Origin of the sequence: Thermanaerothrix daxensis, from assembly GCF_001306145.1 — a bacterium.
Taxonomy (GTDB): Bacteria; Chloroflexota; Anaerolineae; order Anaerolineales; family Anaerolineaceae; genus Thermanaerothrix; species Thermanaerothrix daxensis.
Genome location: NZ_LGKO01000002.1, coordinates 358,103 through 377,050, shown reverse-complemented (window position 1 = coordinate 377,050; position 18,948 = coordinate 358,103). Strand labels below are relative to the sequence as shown.

The window sequence follows — 18,948 nt, the reverse complement described above, 5'->3', positions numbered from 1 at the left end:
CCGAGCCCACCAGGAGGGCTTCATGATCGAACTAACGCATCAGTGGGTCGAAGTAGAAGGTTTGCCCATTCACACGCTCCGCGCTGGATCGGGCAAAGACACTATCCTGCTATTACATGGCGGAGGTACCGACTCAGCCTGGCTCTCGTGGCAGCCCATCCTCCTTGACCTGGCCGAAAGGCACCATGTTTTGGCCCCAGATCTGCCCGGGTACGGCGAAAGCGCCCGTCCAGACATCCCCTACACTATGGAGTTTTACATTAACTTCGTGGCCAAACTCCTGGATGCGCTTGGCCTGGAACGGGCTTCCCTGGTGGGTATCTCCATGGGCGGCGGGATTGCCATTGGGTTGACCCTGGCTCATCCCGAGCGTGTGCAGCGCCTGGTGCCCGTGGATTCTTACGGGTTGCAACGCCAGGCTCCGGGCCATCGCTGGTCCTACTGGTTTGTGCGTCTGGAAACGTTAAATCGCTTCACCTGGTGGCTGATGGCACGTAGCCGCTTCTTAGTGCGAGTATCTCTCCAGCAGATTTTTTACGATCCCCATAAAATAGACCATGCCCTGCTAGAGGCCGTTTTGCAGGAAGTTCGTAAACCCCATGCTGGCCGGGCCTTTCGTTCGTTTCAGCGCCACGAAGTGCTCAAAACAGGTCTGCGAACAGTTTACCTGGAGCGTTTGGGGGAGATTTCCGTGCCCACCCTGTTCATCCACGGCGAGCACGATCCCCTGGTGCCGCTGGCGGCGGCACGCGAAGCTCACCAGCGCCTGCCCGGATCTCGCCTGGCGATCATACCCCGTTGTGGGCATTGGCCCCAGCGTGAAGAGCCGGTCACCTTTTGCCGGGTGTTGGGCATGTTTTTGGCAGAATCTCAATCGAACTAGTCAACATCGGCCGGACGTACCCCCAGATCGGCAGCACTAACACAAACCCCGCCTAAAGCCTCAAACGTCAGGTGAGGGGCACTCAAGCCCAGGCGTTGTTTGAGGGTCTCAAACAATGCCAGATAACTTTGACGCACTCGCGCGGTCCAGTCGAGACCCAGTTGATGAGCCGTTGTTTCAATGGTAGCCGCATCCGGACCTTCGATTTCGCAAAAAACGCCATAGGGCATCTCGTCCACCACAATCTCCACCTGCCCCAGTTGATAAGTAGTGCGCCATTTTTCGTAAATGATGCTAACCTCCAGACCCAGCGCTTCTAATAAATGGCGCGTGGTTTCAAAATCGCTGACCCCCACCTCAATTTCCTGGCGCATACTAACCGGCGCATCGGGTTGGGTCGGCCCCTTATAAGTCAGCGTAGCCTGATGGGCCTGGCGCAACCGCAACACCCGATGCTCACGGGTCAGATGCCGATCTGGAAAATCGAAACGCAGGTTGAGTTCATATTGACGGGGTTCAACCTGCCGAGCCCCCAAAGCCTGAAGCCGTTGATGCAGGCGCGCAGGCCGACTTAGGTAAAACTTAACTTCAATTTCTTCTTCGAGATGAAGTGTGTTTTTCATAAGCACCTGATGCACTCTCATGGTGAAGGATGAAGAAAAAGGCCACCAGCAATAACCCATTAAGCCCCAGTGAAAAAGGCCAGTTTTCCAGGGCAGTTGGAGATACCGCCACCCAGAGGCGATCTGCCCAATTCCATGCACTCCAACCCACCAGGGTGATTCCGCTTAGATACAATCCCCAGACACGCCGTCGCCATACCCCCAGCACGGCAACACCACCTAATAAGGCAAACACCAACCCGGTCAGCGCCAGATAAGCCGGCCCAGGCCACACCCCAATTCGCGCTAACCAATCCCATAATATGATTGCTTGAAGAAAGCGCAACACCTGGGTTAAAGTCAACCAGAATAGCCCCAGAAGCAACACCCATCCCCACCTGCCGCGCCGCGAACGCACAATCGAGGAACTCACTGCCAACGCACCTCCCACAAGTGGACGTGCGCCGGCTCGCCATCACGCATGCTGAACACTTCGATCTCCATGCGCACGACCTCTAACGGAGCCGGAAGATCCAGCGTGACATCGCGGGGCAAGGGGGTCTCACCCACCTCCTGACTGACCTCCATTGGCTCGGTTGCCTCTGGTGACCACAAGCGCGCCGTGACCCGTGTCGGTGTGCCGCCCACACGTAGAATCAGCCGGCTCACCACCTTAGGGGTAGCAAGGAATAAGTTGACACGCAACGGGTTGGCTTCATATGTGCGGATCAGTGTGGTGGGATCACCATCGAAAGCATGCTGGATTTCGCCCATGTCCAAATAAGAGTAAGCCACCTGCGCCAGAGTACCATCGGGTAGGGTTATCTGGCCTTGAACCAGGGCACGCCGCTGCTGGCGCTCAGCCTCCAGAATCGCCTCAATGTTCTCCACATAGCGCAGGCGCACAAAGTAGAACCCCGGGCGACCGTCCGGATAGGGCAGCGTTTGCTCCACGTGGATGTCGGTGAACTTGGGACTATTGCGCGCCCGCTCATACTCCTCAGGCGTCATGACCAGCACCAGGTTTTCCAATTCGGGATGATATTCATCCATGAAAGCGTCTATATTGCCTAATGCAAAGGGAACCGGATCTCCAGCGAAAAAGCGCGCTAGATTGTCTGTACCGTTGGCCCACGTTGGCGAGACCAGGATTTTGGCCTCGGGATGGGCTTGCAGGTAGGTCTGAACCGCCTCAAAGATCTCTCGAGCCCCATACTGCATCCCGTTCAGCCCGTAATTGCGATACCAAAGGGGCGCGTTTTGCAACGCATCTTGAAGCATCGTCCCTCCTTGAAGACTCAGGCCGGCAAAAGCAAGCGCCCCTAGTGCGTTGAGAGAAATGCGCGAAGGAATCCAACCCGCCAGCACCTGGCTCAGGCGGGTCATTGCCCATTCCAGACCCAACGCTGTCAGAAGAGTCGCGGGAATCACCATCACCAGTGCGCGTGTCACGCCTAACCCCACCAGCGCGGCCCCACTCGGTGCGGCCAATACTGCAATCAGCATCGTGCGATAACTCGGCTGCCGAATATGCCGTAGCGCCAAAGCCACCCCAAGTAGCGTAAACAAAAGGCCGGGGCGCCAGAGATGCCCGTAATTCTTCATCACATGTCGAATCAAATCGGGGGGATCAGGGCGGAACCAATAAAGGAGATTGAGACCGCGCAGGTACTCCTGGAAAAACAAGCCGAGTTTTTCACTCAGCGGCATGGGCTGCAGCCAGTACGAACGCAAGATCTCCAGATGGCGTAGCGTTTCCCCCGGATAAGTGAGTTGAAAGCGGATATACGGTAAGAGACACAGGAGCCCCAATCCTAAAGCGCGCATCACCGTACGACGCTGTTGCCAGTGGTAAGGAGCATCTACCGCTGCCAAAAGAATAACACTCACCGCAATGATCATTTGGGCCGGGCTATAACTGTAAAAAGTGAACGCGGCTAACAAGACCGCATGAAACAAATAGTGGGGTTGCTCCAAGCGATAACGCAGGTAGTAGTAGAGAAAACCCGCATAGAAACTGGTTGCCAAAGCCGTTTCGAACGCGGTTCGAGAATGCAGAAACCAGGTAGGGGTGACCATCAGGACAAGCGTAGCCAGCCAGGGAAAGCGACTCCCGAAAGCGCGGCGTAGAAGTAGGGCAACCCACAAGGCCGACAGACTGGTGATTAACACCGAAGTTGCCCGGGTCACCACTACCGAGCGACCAAAGAGCAAGTAAGGCACCACCTGGAGGTACACGGAGAGGCTCAGGTTATATTGGCCACCGTTCTCAAAGTATGTGGGCAGGAACTCCCCATCGTAGTTCCGCAAACCATCGCGCAGAAAGTCAGCCGCCAAAAGCGTTTGGACTGCTTCATCACTGAAAAAATAAATAGGGAACTGCGCCAACCCGATCAGGCGGGTCAGGGCGTAAAACAGAAGAGCCAGGGCGGTCAAGATCCCGACCCAGGGGTAAGTTTGCCAGCGCACTCTCAGGCGCTGCCAGAAACGGATGAGCGGCCGGGGCTCGGTTTCTTCCAGCCAGGTTGGAAGGGGAAGCGCCTCTGCTTCTGCGGGCGGGTTGCTCAGCGAGAGAGTTCGCGTCTCAAGGGGCTCGCCTTCCGGAGTGAGGGTTGTGATGTGAAGATAATAGTGCTCACCCGGGCGAAGAACCAGGCGCAGATTGACCTCACGCAGGGTCGAGCGCCCCCGTAAAGATGGAGAAGCCTCAGGCAGAGGTTCGGTGTCAGCCATGGCTCTGGGCTGATTATAGCACGGGGCTGGACGATGAACACAATGCCACACCACAGGTGACCACCACCAGCCCATGCTCACCAAAACGTCTTTACCTGCGTCTGAATCCACGCCAACGCAAGGGCCCTTACCTGAAAACCCTGACCAGACCCGCCCAAGTAGTCTCTAAGCACCTCTGGGTATGAGCGAGACCCAACTGAGGGGCCTGGCAAAGCCACCGTACAGGCGATTAGGACCCATCTTTCGCGCCCGGTTTACCCGATTCAACTTTCATCACGCGCCATTATGAGGAGACACTTTCTTCGCGCTTCAATCTCTCTCACCAATTTCTGAATTCCTTTCAATCTCAATGGATTTGAGCACCACAGAAAGGTTCATCCCAGAGTAGCAGCATGGCGCCCGGCAATCATTCCAAATACCATCGCAGGGCCAAGGGTAGAGCCTGGACCCGGGTACGTGCGCCCCATCACCGAAGCCGTGGTATTTCCAGCCGCGTACAGCCCTTCAATTGGCTCGCCATTTTCTCGCAAAACACGGGCAAACTGATCCGTTAATAGACCACCTTTGGTCCCCAGGTCACCCGGCCACACACGGACAGCATAAAACGGCGGTTGCTCAACTGGGCCGAGATTCGGATTTGGCTTAACCTTTGGGTCGCTGTAAACCCGATCGTACGCACTTTCGCCGCGGTGAAAATCCAGGTCCTTGCCGGTCTGTGCAAAGTGGTTGAATCGTCGGGCAGTTTCCACCAGATTCTCGGCGTCTATGCCACAAGCACGGGCCAGTTCCGGCAAGGAGTTTGCCCTAACCATCATTCCCGACTCAAAGACTGCTTTGGGGGTAACACCTGGCAACAAGGTCCCAAATGGGTAATATTTGCGGTGGCGTGCATCAATGATGAGAAAAGCCGGGATCGCGGGCACCACTTTATTGCGCTCGTATTGCCAGTGCCCACAATCCACATAGGAGGCGGACTCGTTCATAAAGCGCTTGCCCGAACTATCCACGATGAACCCGAATGGGAACGAACGCTCCCAGAGCATGAACCGCGATCTTCCCTGATGATCAATGAACACCGGTCCCCACCAGGCGTCATCCATAAGCGCCGTTGCTGCTCCAATTGCCATTCCCGCCTGGATGGCACCACCCAAATCACCGGGACTGGCCACCGTCCAATCGGTTGTGATGGGGTGAGGATGATACTTTTGCCGCATCTCATGGTTATGGGCAAAACCCCCCGCCGCCAGGATGACTGCTTTGGCCGCAACCACAGTCCGCCGACCCTCTTTCTCAACCACTACCCCCTGGACCTTGCCCGCATTGTAAATGAGTTCAACCATCGGGCTGTCGAGCCATATGGGGATGGCGCGCTGCAAAACCAGCAGAAGTAACTGACCAATCAGTGCGCCTCCCAGACCCGTGAGCGATTTTCCGAGCAACCGGCTTCCGATACTCCGGATGCCGATCAAGTTGGCCGTGTGGAGAAAAGTGGGCAAGGTGCGCATGGAGAGAGCAATCCGCGCACCATCCAGGGTGTGCATGGCAAGGGGAAGAGCTCCGTTCACCCGGTCTTTCCATGTGCCCAATTTGTTGAGATCGAAGAAGTCCGGTTCGACGCAACGTCCCTGCACGCTTCCCCCAGGAAGTTCAGGATAATAATCCGCATAGCCCGGAGCGTAGTAAAAGCGAAAACCGAGATGCGCCAACCATTCAACCATGCGGGGGCCTTCACGAAGATAAGTCTCCCGCCTCTCTGGTGAACTGGCCGGCCCGACATCCCCAATCACAGTATCCATGTAGAGGCGCGCTTCTTCGAAGGAATCATGCACACCCGCCCTGAGCATTAGCGGGTTATTGGGGATCCACATGCCCCCACCCGACATGCCCGAGGAGCCCCCTACCCGGTCCATGCTCTCTACCACCAGCGGTTCCAGGCCCGCTTCTTTGGCCGCCAGTGCAGCGGTCAACCCAGCAGCCCCGGAACCTACAACGACCACAGTTTTTGAGGAATCGCTTATCATGGTTTCACCTGTGTCTGGGTTTTGTACAACTGATTATATATTACAAACAACACAAGAGATGTCAATTTACTCCGCACTACTTGTATCCTCGATTCAGCCAACACCTTACCCATTTCTTCCCCCAGCACGGAGAAATGGGCCAGTGGGAACCATTGAGAAGTCCCTTCCACGCTATGCCCCCAGAATCCAATGGCAAACGCCCGTTTATGATAAAATGCCTCCCGGCATGTAAAAACTACCCAAAAATTCAGACGGGCTTATGAACACAAACGAAAGCAAAAAACCAGCCATTGTTTTTGACTTTGGTGGGGTGTTAATAGACTGGAATCCGTATTATCTTTACCGCCACTTTCTGGGAGAAGATCCGGAGGCAACCCGACGGTTCTTGCAGGCAGTGAATTTTGCCGAGTGGAATCGGGAAAACGACCGGGGGCGCACGCTGGCACAGGGCACAGCCGAACTGGCAAACCGCTTCCCAGAATACCGTGATTTGATCCTGGCTTATGACCAACGCTACCTGGAGACCATCGGTGGGCCTATACAGCCGGTGGTGGAGATTCTGCGAGCGCTGAAGGAGCAGGGCTATCCGCTCTACGGACTGAGCAACTGGCCGGCGGAGAAATTTGCAATTGTACGCCAAATATATCCGTTTTTTGCCTGGTTCGACGATCTGGTCATTTCCGGAGAGGTGAGATTGATCAAACCCGAGCACGCCATCTTTGAATTGCTATTGAAGCGGATCGGACGTCCTGCCCAAGAGTGTGTGTATATTGATGATAACGAAGAGAATATCGCCGTGGCCAGAGGATTGGGTTTCCGGGTCGTCCTTTTCAGGTCACCCGAACAGTTGAAGAAAACCCTGCGTCGGATGGGCATAGGGTTAGAATGAAACAATCCTCTCACCGAATTAAGCCAAAGAACCAGGGCATCTCAACACCCTGGTTCTTTTTTGTTCAGGTAGCGGGGGGTGGATTCGAACCACCGACCTCCGGGTTATGAGCCCGACGAGCTGCCACTGCTCTACCCCGCAGCGCGACCATTATTATAATGAGGACTTGTCGGTTCGTCAAGCGTTCGCGCGACATCGCGACATGACCATGTACATAAAGACCGGTTAAGGGCTATACTAAGTTTAACCGTCTGGTTCCCTGAATCCTCAGATGACCTTGCCTGCGTGTGCACCTCAATTTTATATCGGCACTTCTGGCTGGGCCTACCCCCACTGGCGAGGACGTTTTTACCCTCCCGACTTGCCTTCCAGCCAGCGCTTTGCCTTTTATGCCCGGCACTTCAACGCGGTGGAGATCAACGCCACATTCTACCGCGCATTTAAAGAGCCAACTTATATGAAATGGGCCGCCCAAGCCCCTGGGGGCTTTCGCTATGTGGTCAAAGCCCCTAAAACCATCACCCACCGCAAATACCTTGAAGACGTAGAAGAAGATATTCGGGCATTCTGTGCTTCCGCCAGGCATCTCGAAGATAAACTGGGAGTTATCCTGCTTCAGCTGGCTCCCGGCACCCCCTACGATCCGCCCCGCCTGCACCGCGCCTTGCTGGCGTTTGGCAATCCTTCCCGGGTTGCCGTTGAGTTTCGCCATCCCCGCTGGCTCACCGAGGAGACACGGGCTCTACTCGCCGACCTGGGGGCTGCATTTTGTGAGGCAGATTCACCCAAGAGCCGTCCTCTGGGCTGGGTAACAGCCCCTGTGGCTTACTTCCGCCTCCACGGACGCAGTCACTGGTACTACCACAACTATACGCAAGAGGAATTAAGCGAAATCGCTGACTGGATCCGTCGCGCCATCCAGCAGGGAGCACAAACCGTCTATGTGTTCTTCAATAACGATTTCGAGGCATTTGCTCCTTATAACGCACTCGCTCTGAGAAGAATCCTGGGCGAGGCTGAGATAGCACCCAACCTGGTCCAGTAACCGCGCTGTACCTTTGTTCTGCCTCCAGTCCAATCCTAATCACCAAAATCTTCGGGGGTTGCCCAAGAGGCTACAAAATTTTCCAAGGAGTTAAAGCACAAACTGACGCAATCCCACCCCTTCATCAGCCAGCGCACGTAGATCCTCATTCAAAGTATCCATGAATGAGCCGAAAACACCCTTATCGTAGTAATTGGGAAAGTACGCCTCCACTACCAAATCAAAGTCCTTATCCAGATACCCCCGACAAACTCGGGCCAGCCGGTTATAGGTGTTGACGGCCTGATGAACCTCATTGCGATGTGTAAATCCCTTGTCATTGACCTTGAAGAACGTAGTAAACAACACCCCAAACGCATAATCTTTCACAATCAGGTTAAAGTGACGAGGATGGCGAGCGAAAAGCACCCGGTCCTCACCCCACGACGTTTCGTAGCCCAAGAAGTCTAGGTGGGCAGCAATTTGGTCCATTAGGGTTGTGGCGAACATAGGTTCTCCTTTTCTAGGATTCGCTCCAGGGATGAAAGAATGATCCCCCTTTTGTCTTTATCATATCATATAAGGGAGGTAAGTATCGCCCGAAACTCCCCCCAATCTCAACCTATTTCAGGAATAAGGCCTTGTAGAACCTCCTCCCGAACCTCGCCCAGCACACCGGTCAATTTTTGACGCGCCGCTTTGCGCACCTTATCCAGGATGACGGCAGCCGAGCGATTCTCCAACGGCAGAGACAGCCGTTGCTCGGAGAGAGAAACTCCCTCCGGCTCGCGCAGGAACACGTTAGCCGAAACCAGGCTTAGCAAGGCGAGTTTAACCGCCTCTGAAGAAATCTCACCATCCAGGCCTGCCACAATGGCTTCAATGGCCGAACCAATATCACTCTGCTGCACAGGATGCTGGGCCAGCCAGGAAACGACGGCGTAAAAGTCACTTGCCGACGGCAGTCGAAAGATGGGGCTCCCCGTGGCCAAGATACTGCGATAGGTCTCCGGAGTGTGAACCTCACGCCTGTCCACATCAGGCAGGATTTCCACGCCCTTCTGCACTGCACTGCGCAGGGCAAGCACGGCCTGCGAATTCAGAGGACGCGCTATGCAAAAATCGGTCCCCTTGCAGACATACTGCATGTACTCGATGAACTTGGCGAAGCCCAGGCGAATTGGCTGAAAGCCGGGCACCGCGTATTTGATCGCTTCCTGGATGACCGAAAGGTAAATCCCGCTTCGCGTCAGATCCGTCTGTGAGGTAGGATCGCGCGCGTACCACTCCAGGATTTCACGGGTCTTGGCCACAATTCCATCCGGTGTAAGCGTCTTTAGCGGCTTGATCCGCTGGGCCAGCCGTACATTACGGGGGTCATAGACTTCTACCATAGAAGAAACCCCAGAGGGAGCGGAGGCGGCTGCCCGTTGCGGCCGTTCCTCTTCACCCTCGTCCGGGTCATTAATCCAGACAAAGGCGTCACACACCGCCTGAAAAGTCTTGTTTGTGGCTGTGCGATACGCGCACCCCACTACCACTTTACCATACTCATGGAGTTTCTTCGCCAGGGCTGCAAATCCCCCATCCCCGGAAACAATCACAAAGACCTCCAGAGAAGGGCGCACGTGAGCCAGATCAATAGCATCAATCGCCAGTTGAATGTCAGCCGCATTCTTTTTCTGATCTCGCGAGAAACCAAAGACCTGAATCGGATCAATCCCCAGTTCATTAATCTCGCCACGCATGATCGCCAGGCGTGGATCACTCCAATTTGCATAAGCCCGTTGCAAGGCTATCTGCCCAATTTTGCCAGTTTGGCGTACAGTCTCCAAAATATCCTTCAGAGACAGGTTCGCCACCATCTGCTGAGAGAAGCTATACCCCTTAAGCAGATTTTCAATGTCGTAAAAAACGGCCGTATTAAACCCCATGTTGTTCACAAAATCCTCCAATCACTTCGAAAAAGGCAAAAGCACATCTTGTGCTCAAGCCCCCTTCATTTTTACAAATTCAACCAGCGCACTACTGCCGCCGGCAGTTCCTGCATGGACGCTATCCGCATGGTGCATTGCGGCAAGGAATCCAGGAATGCCTTTCCATACCCTTTCGTGATAACGCGCCGATCCAAAATGACTACCGCCCCGCGATCCGTTTGGGTCCGGATTAGCCGGCCAAATCCCTGCCGAAAGCGCAGGATAGCCTCGGGCAGTTGATACTCGTTAAAGGGATCATCAAACGTTTCTGCCCGCGCCGCCACGATAGGGTCGGAAGGAACATCAAAAGGCAGGCGCACGATCACCAATACCGAGAGCGCTTCCCCGGGGATGTCCACTCCTTCCCAAAAGGCTCGTGTGCCCAGTAAAACCGCACGCTCGCTCTCGCGGAACGATTCTAAGAGCAGGTTGGACGAAGCACCCTCTCCCTGCTCATAAACCTGAATATCGGCTTCTAGCAGGCGCGCGGTGATGGCTTCGGAGGTGCGGCGCAACTGAGCGTAGGATGTGAAAAGCACCAGCATACGCCCACCCGTGGCCTTGGCCAATCGCACCAGGGTTTGCTCCACCTTGCGCTGATAATCCCCACCCCCGTTGGGTTCGGGAATATCATTAACCACATAGAGTAAAGTCGAGTTCTGGTAATCAAAGGGCGAATCGAGCGCCAGTTCATCCGCGGTGTAGGCATTCAAACGACTGCGCAGATAGTCAAAATTACCCTGCGTGGTCAGCGTTGCAGAGGTGAGCACCACACTGCGCTTCTCATTCCACAAATATTTCTCCATCAACGTCCCAATATGAATTGGGGCAATCTGTAGGGCTACACGGCTAATATTGCTCCCCGTAGTCTCTACCCAATAGACGTAGGCGGGGTCGGGCTGACTAACCAGGGTGGTGAGGTAATGATCAGCCTCATTTAAACGCCGCAATACGCCATTGAGTGTTCCCAGCGCATCTTCCAGTTCTTCGGGGGTTAACCCCAACACCTCACCCAGTGCCCGGGTAAGTTGCTCGCTCCGCGCCAGCAAGGCGACCAGTCGTTCATGCACGGCTCCCCAGGCCAGTTCGACCGCCTCCCAGGCAGGTTGATGGCGATTGGCCGGCAACAAACGCACCTGCTGTCCGTACATCCCCACCGGCTGCCCTTCCCGTTCATATTCTAGGAACATTTCCAGGGCATTGAAAAACTGTACCAACCCCTGCTCAACCTGAAACGCCAGGTCGGTGAGCACTTGCATTTCTCGATTCACTGCCGCAAAATCGGAAGGGCGCAATATGCCGCGCAACTGCACCAGCAAATGCCCCAAAATTCCGCTGGATGTCCCTCCCAATTCCCGCAGCATACGCGCCAGGTCCTCGCGTGTAACCCGATAACTGAGGGCATTGGTGGTAGCTTCTTCCAGGTGATGCGCCTCATCCACAATCAAAGCCTCGTAATCGGGAATCACCCGATTCCCAGCAACGACATCGGCCAGGAGCAGAGCATGATTGACCACCACTAAATGCGAAGCCAGAGCAGCCTGACGAGAACGATAAAAAGGACAAGCACCTCCGGTTCGTTTGAGACAGGTTTCCGCTTTGCACTCCTCGTCTTCTGCGGAAAGCCGCTGCCACACCTCACGTTCCACTGGTCCGTGCAAAGTGATCTCGTTGCGGTCACCGCTCCCCCCTTCCCACAGCCAGACTAAAATCTTGCCCAAAATGCGCAACTCTTCCACACTCTGAGGTCCACGTTGACGCAGAGCCTCCAGACGGCGTGGGCACAAATAATTACCTCGCCCTTTCATTACCGTAGCGCGAATCTCCAAACCCAGCGCCGCCAGCAGATCGGGAATGTCTTTTTTGATCAACTGTTCCTGCAGGGTAATCGTGTTCGTCGAGATTACCACACGACGACCATTCTTCCATGCCCACAAGGCCGCGGGGATTAGGTAGGCAAAAGACTTCCCTGTGCCGGTGCCTGCCTCAACCAACAGGTGGTAACCCTCTGAAAGGGCCTGTGCCACGGCGCGAAGCATCGCCACTTGCTCAGAACGATATTCAAAGCCGCTCATGTACTGCGAGAAGACGCCACCGGGTTCCAACAACGCCGCCGCCTCGTCAATATCCAGTGCCACGGGCGCAGGAGTGCGTAGCTCCAACGGGCGGGCCATCCATTCCGAGTCCGCGGTCTGAAACCACCCGCGTGATGGGCGGGGGACTTGACGAGCCTGGATGCCTTCCCGAGCCCGCTGACGGAGGACCTCGCTGAAAAACCAATACCCCATCCAATCCAAAGACTCGCTCAAGCCCACCAGTTCCTGAACAATTTCAATAGGCAGACTCAGGGCTTTCTCGTAAAGCCGGTGATAAACCGCATGCGTCAGACGAGCGTCATCTAAGGCGCGATGGGAATTGGGCAAAGGAATACCCAACAATTGTCCCAACGATCCCAGGTTATAACGGCTGGCCGAGGGCATCAGGATTGCCGCCAGTTCGTAGGTATCCACGGCTTCTACCAGGGTCAGTGCCCGCTGACGACGCAGGAAGCCGAGATCAAAGCCAATGTTGTGGCCGACGACCACAGAGTCCCCCACAAAACTTTCCAGGCGCGGCAAGACCGCATGAATGGGAGGCGCATCGCGCACCATTAAATCGTTAATCCCGGTCAACTGGGTAATCGCAGGCGGAATGGGACGCCCCGGATTGACCAACGTGCTCCACGTTTCCTCCACCCGAGGACCATTAAAACGCACGACGCCAATCTCTATGATTGCGTCGCGCGTTGGATCAGTTCCGGTAGTCTCCAGATCAAGAGCAACAAGCGAGGTCATCATTGATGATTATACCATCTTGGGCTCCTTGATCAGGGCGAGAGAATAGGTGCGCCGTCCACAGACTACCAGGTCCCACATATGTCCGGGGCGTGGGATGGCTCGTTACTAAAAAAGCCGGCGCACCCTTTTACAACATTACATTCTAACGAAAGCGCAAAACCCACCAAGGTGTCACCTCAATCCACCCTGACCCACCATCCGTGAACGGCCCATTGTTTCAGCGCATGTATGACCAAGGGATTCTACCGGGTTTGCCCCTCAATTGAAAAATATAGCCCAACCAACGACTCAAAGGGCACACTAATCAACAACCAGTTCAATACCGTATTTTGACCGTAATTCGAAAATTTTATATTATATTTATAACTCTCTAACTCCTTTTTTATTATGAGCCTCAACTATTACATTTACAGTTAAATTCAGCGGGAGATAAGTATCAAGTTATGTTGGGCTTTTCTAGTGAATGGCTTACGCACCTAAGACGCTTTGCACAACGGATTGACTGGCATGTGTGGATCCCCTCGCTGGTCAGCGCCTACATGGTGTTCTATCTGATCTGGCGCGCGCTTGAGACCATTAACCCACAGGTGCCCGTCCTCTCCTGGCTGCTGTGGGGAGCCGAAGCCTTCAGCGTGGTCAATTACCTCCTTTTCTCGTGGATGACCCGCCGCATTGATCCACCCGTACCCTACCGACCACCGCGCCCCGGGCTGAATGTAGATGTTTTCATCCCGACCTATAACGAAGACATTGAGATTCTGGAAGCCACGCTGACCGGCTGCCGCTTAATGACCTACCCGCACCGCACCTACTTGCTGGACGATGGGCGACGCGAAGAAGTACGCAAACTGGCCGAGCGTTTTGGGGTAGGCTATATCACCCGCCCGAATAACCGTCATGCCAAGGCCGGTAACCTCAACCACGCACTGAAGCAGACCAACGGAGAGTTTATTGTGGTCCTGGATGCCGACATGGTTCCCCAGCCCAATTTCCTGGAGCGCACGCTGGGCTATTTCGAAGATGAGCGGCTGGCTTTCGTTCAATTACCCCAAGAATTTTACAACCTGGATTCTGTGCAACACGACCAGAGCAAACCCACCTGGCACGAGCAATCTCTTTTCTTCCACGTTATTCAGCCGGGTAAAAATTACAGCAACAGCGCTTTCTGGTGTGGAAGTCCCTCCGTGATACGACGTAAAGCCCTGGAAGAAGTGGGAGGTGTCGCCACCGAAACGATCACTGAGGACATCCACACCTCGGTGCGTTTGCATAGCCGGGGGTGGAAATCGCTCTTTGTCAATGAATCCCTGGCTTTTGGCATTGCCCCCCAGACCATCACCGCATATTTATTGCAGCGTCTGCGTTGGGCCCAGGGAACCATGCAACTCTATCGCAGTAAGGAAAGCCCGCTCTGGATTCGGGGGCTGACTCTCTCTCAGCGGCTTTCTTACTTGGCGAGTTTTCTGGCCTACATAGAGTCGGTGCAGAAATTCATCTTTCTGATGATGCCGGTAGCGATACTTCTGCTGAATGTATTACCCATGCGGGTTGAGCTGCCACGCTTCCTGTTCTTCTGGACCCCCTACTTTATCTTGAATATCCTGGCCAACCAGTTTGGAGGGCGTGGGTACTTTCGCTACTTCAAAAGCGAGATCTACGCTTTCCTGCGCATGGTGGTCTTCATCCAATCCCTGCTGGTGCTGGCGATCAACAAGCCTCTCAAATTCCGGGTCACCCCCAAGTCTGTGGATCGCTCGGTTTACGAGAAAGAACGTAGTGCTTTGCGTCTGCATTTTGCTCTGCTGGGTGCAATGATCGGGGCGCTGTTGTTCGGTAGTTTTCGCCTCCTGGTATGGGGAGCGGCCGGTTTAAGCCGCGAAGCCTTCTGGATTGTTTTGTTCTGGGGGCTGTATAACGCCAGTGTGATCTACATGGGTGTGCGGGAAGTACTCAGCCGCCGCCATGAGCGCCGTCATTACCGCTTCCCGGTGAATCTCAGCGGTTACTTGGCAACAGGTGAACAGACCTTCCCGGTCCAAATTGAAAATCTCTCCCTCAGTGGAGCGGGTTTACGGGCACCCATCTCTCTGCAAGCGAACACCAGACTCACAGGCAGTTGGTTGACTTTCAGCACCCCTTATCATCCTTGCATTCGGGTGCCCCTCAAGTCCATTGTGTTCCGGCGCGCCGACGCAAAAGGCTGGCTGGAGGGAGGGGCTGCCTTTGATGAGTTAGAATTGGCCGAGCGCGACCGACTTTTAGAATACTTGTTTGTATACCGCCCGGGAGAAATTTTCGCCAACATGCTTCTCCAATCAGCCCCGCAGGCGGTTTCCGGCGTACCCTTGCAAAACATGGCCGCCTCCTCAAAAGAAGCTCCATGAAGCTGGCCTTCTATATCCAGCACAACACTGGCAACGGGAGAAACGATCGGGTTATAATTCAGCCCGATTTACGATGGAAGGCAATCACCCCCCACAAGTTTCCACCTGGCAGGCCTGGGTGCTGGCCGCACGTCCAAGGACGCTTCCAGCCGCCGCTTCGCCAGTTATCATGGCAACTGCGCTGGCCTGGGCCGAAAGGGTGTTCCGTTTAGATGCTGCGCTGGCGGCTCTGCTGGGCGCCCTTCTGCTGCAAATTGGCGCTAACCTAGCCAATGATTACTTTGACTATCAAAAGGGAGCCGATACCCCTGAGCGCTTGGGGCCTTTGCGGGTCACTCAGGCCGGATTGTTGACCCCGCGCCAGGTGCTTACTGGCGCGGGGGTTGTCTTCGGCCTGGCCGGCTTGCTGGGATTCTACCTGTTAACCATTGCCGGCTGGCCGGTAGCGCTAATCGGCCTGGCTTCCATCCTCGCAGCGCTCGCCTACACCGGGGGACCGCGCCCCTATGGCTACCGCGGATGGGGCGAGGTAGCCGTGTTCCTGTTCTTTGGCCTGGCGGCAGTGGTTGGCACATATTACGTTCAGGCCCGGCAGATCAGCCTCTCAGCGGTGGTCACTGCCATCCCCATTGGTCTGCTGATCGTCAACATCCTGGTAGTCAACAATTTGCGAGATATTCCCACCGACCGTGCTTCCGGCAAGTACACTCTGGCTGCCCGCTTTGGCGAAGCCTGGGCGCGGCGCGAGTACCTGGTCCTTGCAGTCCTGACCTACTTGATCACTCTGGGGACGGTTCTCCTTGGCTGGTTACCTAAAGGAGGGCTTTTATCTATGCTCTCCTTGCCTCTGGCCATTCGATTAACCCAGGAGATCTGGCACCTCCAAGGCCGTGCGTTGAATCGCTGCTTAGCAGGCAGCGCCCAACTGGCGCTGGCCTTCAGCCTGTTGTTCTCACTTGGGATCGTGATCGAAAAGTGGCTGTTCGGGTGAGCCTCGTTCCGGTCCAACTCGACATTGCCTCAAGAAACTATCTGCCAACGGCACCACCGCTTTTCCAACCCATCCACCAGAAAATACAGCCCAAGTCCCAGCAGGCTCATCGCCACAACACCTGCGTACATGGCGGGGTAGTTAAACAACGCGCTCCCATTGAGGTAGATGTAATATCCCAGCCCCTTCTGCGTTGCAAAGAGCTCAGCCACATAAAGCACTGCCACAGCCGTCCCGATGGACTGACGCAGAGCGGTGAGAACAGCCGGCAAACTCGCCGGGAGATACACAAAACGAAATAATGCCAGACGTCCGGCCCCTAAACTGCGCACACTGAGCACCAATTCAGGGCGAAGCCCCATGGCCTGATCCCGTACCAGGACCAGAATCTGGAAAAAGAGGATCAAGAAGATCACGGTGATTTTCGAAAGGTCGCCGATGCCGAGAAACAGCAACACAACCGGCACAAAAACCACCTTGGGAATGGGGTAGAGCAGGTAAATCAGCGGAGAGAAAAGGGCGTTTAAGCGCTTGGATTGACCCAGCACCAAACCAGCCGGTGCGGCGGTTAAAATGGCCAACAGCGTGCTCGCCACCACCCGCCACAGGCTGGCCAGAAAATGCACCCCCAGCGCCCCCCGCGTGATCTCCTCCCACAATACCACTCCCACTCTTGAGGGCGGGGGCAGAATGGGCTGCCGGATTATCATAGCAATGCCCTGCCAGAAGAGTAATAACGCCAATCCGGCCAGAAGCAGGTTTCGGCGACTCATAACGCCTCCAGGCGCGAACGCAACTCACGGCACAAGTCCCGGTAGGCCGGTGAATCCCGGTACTCAGGGTGCAAAAAATCAGGATTTTCAATGACATGGGCCGTCTGATTAGGTGGATGCCCCAAGAGCAGGATCTTTTGCCCCAGCAGGGCCGCCTCTTCAATGACATGTGTGACGATAATCAGGGTCAGCCCCCGTTCCACCCACAAATCCAGCACCAGACGTTGCAGGCTATCGCGGGTAGGCGCATCTAACGAAGCAAACGGCTCATCCATGAGCAAAATATCCGGGTTCAAAACCAGCGTGCGGGCAATGGCTGTGCGTTGACGCTGGCCGCCGGAGATTTGCCCTGGGAAGTGCTCGGCTACTGATAACAAGCCCAAACGCTCAAGCCAGGGCTCGACCTCCAACGTGGGCTGATAGTCACGCGGAGCATGGATGCCATCTGCACCATAGAAATTGCGGATGCGCAAGCCCAGACGCACGTTCTCGCGCACTGTGGCCCAGGGTAGCAGTCCATAATCCTGAATGATCAATCCCGTCTGCGGGCGGGGGCGCGTCAGAAGCTGGCCGTCAACCCGAATCACCCCGCGCTGGGGGCGCACCAACCCCGCCAGAAGCGAGAGCAAGGTGCTTTTGCCACAGCCCGAGGGCCCCAAGATAACCCAGGCTTCGTTGCGCCCGGCGGTCCAGGTAAAATCCTCAAAAATGGGCTTGCCGGGCGTATAAGCAAAGGTGATCCCCTCAACCTCAATCATCATCCTCAGGGCAGCAGATTGGGGTTTACGCAATCACTATAAACCAGGTCCACTTTTAAGTACCCTTTAGATTGGGCCCACGCCAGAGCATCGGCAAACTGGTCGGCAGTAGGCACACCCTTCAAGGGGTAAGTGGGTACACGAAAACTCTCCGCCAGTGGCGCGGGAACCATTTTCTGATCCACCATCAGTGTGCTGTATTTTTGGGGGTCGGCATTAATTCGCTGGGTAGCCTCTTCTACCGCCGCCAGAAAGCCCTTGACCACCTGGGGGTGCTGATCAATCACGGCTTTACGAAAAGAGATGAGGCTGAAAGAATATTCCGGTGCTACAGTGTCATCCAGAATCGGAATGGCGCCCTGTTGTTCCGCCAGGGTGGAAAATGGCTCCGGAAGCATGGCGGCTTTGAGTTCCCCACTTGCCAACAGGGCCATGCGGTCAGGGATCTTGGGAACTGAGACCATCTGGATCTCCCCCGCCTGGAAGCCCTGTTGCTCCAATAGACGTTGGGTCAGGTATTCAATCACCGTAGCCTGAGAAACACCGACGGCGATACCTTTCAAATCACTGACCCCCTGAATGCCCGCTCCTTTAGCAGCCAAAATCCGAAAAAGCGCCTGATCCGTCGTAGCCGTTCTCGCAAAACGCACCGCCTGCACCTGAGGAGTCTCCTTATTGAGAAACATGACGGAAGTCAATTCATTAATCATTGCATCTGCCTGGCCGGCGGCAATTAACTGATCGCGCTCTGGGGCTGAGCCCACCGGGATCAACTCCACCTGCACATTGTACTTCTTAAACAAGCCCTCCTGCTGAGCCACCACAATAGGCAAACCATCCAGAATGGGAAGCAGCGCCACCCGAATGGTTATTTTCTCGGCGGGGGTTGCCAGTGTACAACCAGTAACGAGAATCAAAGCAAGCCACCAAAAAGCGAGATGTTTTTTCATCAGTCGCATCTCCAAAAAACGAAACTGGGTTGAGTATGGTGTAAGTATAACGCAGGTGAACAAGGAAGAATGGCAAGATTATAACCCCCATGGCAGAATCAATCGCCTGCCATTCATCAATTCGGCA

The 18,948-nt window shown here is 55.1% G+C and carries 15 protein-coding genes and 1 tRNA gene; 5 read left to right on the top strand and 11 right to left on the bottom strand.

The genetic code is table 11. The annotated features are described in order from the left end of the window. The first annotated feature begins 22 nt into the window (after positions 1 to 22). Positions 23 to 883, top strand: a complete 861-nt coding sequence (locus SE15_RS01840) for an alpha/beta fold hydrolase (protein WP_054520397.1) — start codon at positions 23 to 25, stop codon at positions 881 to 883. Here the strand turns inward: SE15_RS01840 and cyaB are convergent. The 4 genes from cyaB to SE15_RS01820 all read right to left on the bottom strand — a co-directional run bounded on the left by cyaB (position 880) and on the right by SE15_RS01820 (position 6,239). After that, positions 880 to 1,506, bottom strand: a complete 627-nt coding sequence (gene cyaB / locus SE15_RS01835) for a class IV adenylate cyclase (RefSeq protein WP_054520396.1) — start codon at positions 1,504 to 1,506, stop codon at positions 880 to 882. The genes SE15_RS01840 and cyaB overlap by 4 nt on opposite strands. After that, positions 1,472 to 1,918, bottom strand: coding sequence for a hypothetical protein (locus tag SE15_RS14265; protein WP_054520395.1), 447 nt, complete (start codon positions 1,916 to 1,918; stop codon positions 1,472 to 1,474). Before SE15_RS14265 ends, cyaB begins: the two co-directional genes overlap by 35 nt. Further along, positions 1,915 to 4,218: a glycosyltransferase family 39 protein gene (locus SE15_RS01825; RefSeq protein WP_160316642.1), complete on the bottom strand. Its 2,304-nt coding sequence runs from the start codon at positions 4,216 to 4,218 to the stop codon at positions 1,915 to 1,917. The genes SE15_RS14265 and SE15_RS01825 overlap by 4 nt, the downstream gene beginning before the upstream one ends. 374 nt (positions 4,219 to 4,592) lie before the next feature. Next, positions 4,593 to 6,239 carry an FAD-dependent oxidoreductase gene (locus SE15_RS01820; protein ID WP_054520394.1) on the bottom strand — a complete coding sequence of 549 codons (1,647 nt, stop codon included), beginning with the start codon at positions 6,237 to 6,239 and terminating at the stop codon, positions 4,593 to 4,595. A gap of 259 nt (positions 6,240 to 6,498) precedes the next feature. Between SE15_RS01820 and SE15_RS01815 the strand changes: the two genes are divergently transcribed. After that, on the top strand, positions 6,499 to 7,128 hold the full coding sequence (locus SE15_RS01815) for an HAD family hydrolase (protein WP_054520393.1): 630 nt from the start codon (positions 6,499 to 6,501) through the stop codon (positions 7,126 to 7,128). Positions 7,129 to 7,197: 69 nt separating this feature from the next. Here SE15_RS01815 and SE15_RS01810 read toward each other — a convergent pair. Continuing rightward, positions 7,198 to 7,269 (bottom strand) — tRNA-Met (locus SE15_RS01810). A gap of 130 nt (positions 7,270 to 7,399) precedes the next feature. On the opposite strand from SE15_RS01810, the gene SE15_RS01805 reads away from it, so the two are divergent. Next, positions 7,400 to 8,173 carry a DUF72 domain-containing protein gene (locus tag SE15_RS01805; RefSeq protein ID WP_054520392.1) on the top strand — a complete coding sequence of 258 codons (774 nt, stop codon included), beginning with the start codon at positions 7,400 to 7,402 and terminating at the stop codon, positions 8,171 to 8,173. A 90-nt stretch (positions 8,174 to 8,263) separates the two neighbouring features. On the opposite strand, the gene SE15_RS01800 is transcribed toward SE15_RS01805, so the two are convergent. The 3 genes from SE15_RS01800 to SE15_RS01790 all read right to left on the bottom strand — a co-directional run bounded on the left by SE15_RS01800 (position 8,264) and on the right by SE15_RS01790 (position 12,965). Then, entirely contained in the window at positions 8,264 to 8,662 is a 399-nt protein-coding gene (locus SE15_RS01800; RefSeq protein ID WP_054520391.1) for a hypothetical protein, read from the bottom strand. Between the two features lie 107 nt (positions 8,663 to 8,769). Next, positions 8,770 to 10,086: an NYN domain-containing protein gene (locus SE15_RS01795; RefSeq protein ID WP_054520390.1), complete on the bottom strand. Its 1,317-nt coding sequence runs from the start codon at positions 10,084 to 10,086 to the stop codon at positions 8,770 to 8,772. 71 nt (positions 10,087 to 10,157) lie between these two features. Beyond that, on the bottom strand, positions 10,158 to 12,965 hold the full coding sequence (locus SE15_RS01790) for a helicase C-terminal domain-containing protein (protein WP_083461627.1): 2,808 nt from the start codon (positions 12,963 to 12,965) through the stop codon (positions 10,158 to 10,160). 443 nt (positions 12,966 to 13,408) lie between these two features. On the opposite strand from SE15_RS01790, the gene SE15_RS01785 reads away from it, so the two are divergent. Both SE15_RS01785 and SE15_RS01780 read left to right on the top strand, forming a co-directional pair. Further along, entirely contained in the window at positions 13,409 to 15,349 is a 1,941-nt protein-coding gene (locus tag SE15_RS01785; RefSeq protein ID WP_054520388.1) for a glycosyltransferase family 2 protein, read from the top strand. A gap of 73 nt (positions 15,350 to 15,422) precedes the next feature. Next, positions 15,423 to 16,340, top strand: coding sequence for a 1,4-dihydroxy-2-naphthoate polyprenyltransferase (locus tag SE15_RS01780; RefSeq protein WP_054520387.1), 918 nt, complete (start codon positions 15,423 to 15,425; stop codon positions 16,338 to 16,340). A 29-nt stretch (positions 16,341 to 16,369) separates the two neighbouring features. On the opposite strand, the gene SE15_RS01775 is transcribed toward SE15_RS01780, so the two are convergent. The 3 genes from SE15_RS01775 to SE15_RS01765 are packed head-to-tail and all read right to left on the bottom strand — an operon-like array spanning position 16,370 to position 18,821. Then, positions 16,370 to 17,113 carry an ABC transporter permease gene (locus tag SE15_RS01775; protein WP_054520386.1) on the bottom strand — a complete coding sequence of 248 codons (744 nt, stop codon included), beginning with the start codon at positions 17,111 to 17,113 and terminating at the stop codon, positions 16,370 to 16,372. Continuing rightward, complete coding sequence (locus SE15_RS01770; protein ID WP_083461626.1) at positions 17,110 to 17,874, bottom strand: ABC transporter ATP-binding protein; 765 nt, start codon at positions 17,872 to 17,874, stop codon at positions 17,110 to 17,112. Before SE15_RS01770 ends, SE15_RS01775 begins: the two co-directional genes overlap by 4 nt. Positions 17,875 to 17,876: 2 nt before the next feature. After that, the gene (locus tag SE15_RS01765) at positions 17,877 to 18,821 is read right to left on the bottom strand and encodes an ABC transporter substrate-binding protein (protein WP_054520385.1); all 945 of its coding nucleotides are present in this window, start codon (positions 18,819 to 18,821) and stop codon (positions 17,877 to 17,879) included. Between the last annotated feature and the right edge of the window lie 127 nt (positions 18,822 to 18,948).

Bases quoted from the DNA above. Each gene is read 5' to 3' on its own strand.
- SE15_RS01840 (WP_054520397.1), top strand. From the start codon at position 23: ATGATCGAACTAACGCATCAGTGGGTCGAAGTAGAAGGTTTGCCCATT.
- cyaB (WP_054520396.1), bottom strand. From the start codon at position 1,506: ATGAAAAACACACTTCATCTCGAAGAAGAAATTGAAGTTAAGTTTTAC.
- SE15_RS01825 (WP_160316642.1), bottom strand. From the start codon at position 4,218: ATGGCTGACACCGAACCTCTGCCTGAGGCTTCTCCATCTTTACGGGGG.
- SE15_RS01820 (WP_054520394.1), bottom strand. From the start codon at position 6,239: ATGATAAGCGATTCCTCAAAAACTGTGGTCGTTGTAGGTTCCGGGGCT.
- SE15_RS01815 (WP_054520393.1), top strand. From the start codon at position 6,499: ATGAACACAAACGAAAGCAAAAAACCAGCCATTGTTTTTGACTTTGGT.
- SE15_RS01805 (WP_054520392.1), top strand. From the start codon at position 7,400: ATGACCTTGCCTGCGTGTGCACCTCAATTTTATATCGGCACTTCTGGC.
- SE15_RS01800 (WP_054520391.1), bottom strand. From the start codon at position 8,662: ATGTTCGCCACAACCCTAATGGACCAAATTGCTGCCCACCTAGACTTC.
- SE15_RS01795 (WP_054520390.1), bottom strand. From the start codon at position 10,086: ATGGGGTTTAATACGGCCGTTTTTTACGACATTGAAAATCTGCTTAAG.
- SE15_RS01790 (WP_083461627.1), bottom strand. From the start codon at position 12,965: ATGATGACCTCGCTTGTTGCTCTTGATCTGGAGACTACCGGAACTGAT.
- SE15_RS01785 (WP_054520388.1), top strand. From the start codon at position 13,409: ATGTTGGGCTTTTCTAGTGAATGGCTTACGCACCTAAGACGCTTTGCA.
- SE15_RS01780 (WP_054520387.1), top strand. From the start codon at position 15,423: ATGGAAGGCAATCACCCCCCACAAGTTTCCACCTGGCAGGCCTGGGTG.
- SE15_RS01775 (WP_054520386.1), bottom strand. From the start codon at position 17,113: ATGAGTCGCCGAAACCTGCTTCTGGCCGGATTGGCGTTATTACTCTTC.
- SE15_RS01770 (WP_083461626.1), bottom strand. From the start codon at position 17,874: ATGATGATTGAGGTTGAGGGGATCACCTTTGCTTATACGCCCGGCAAG.
- SE15_RS01765 (WP_054520385.1), bottom strand. From the start codon at position 18,821: ATGAAAAAACATCTCGCTTTTTGGTGGCTTGCTTTGATTCTCGTTACT.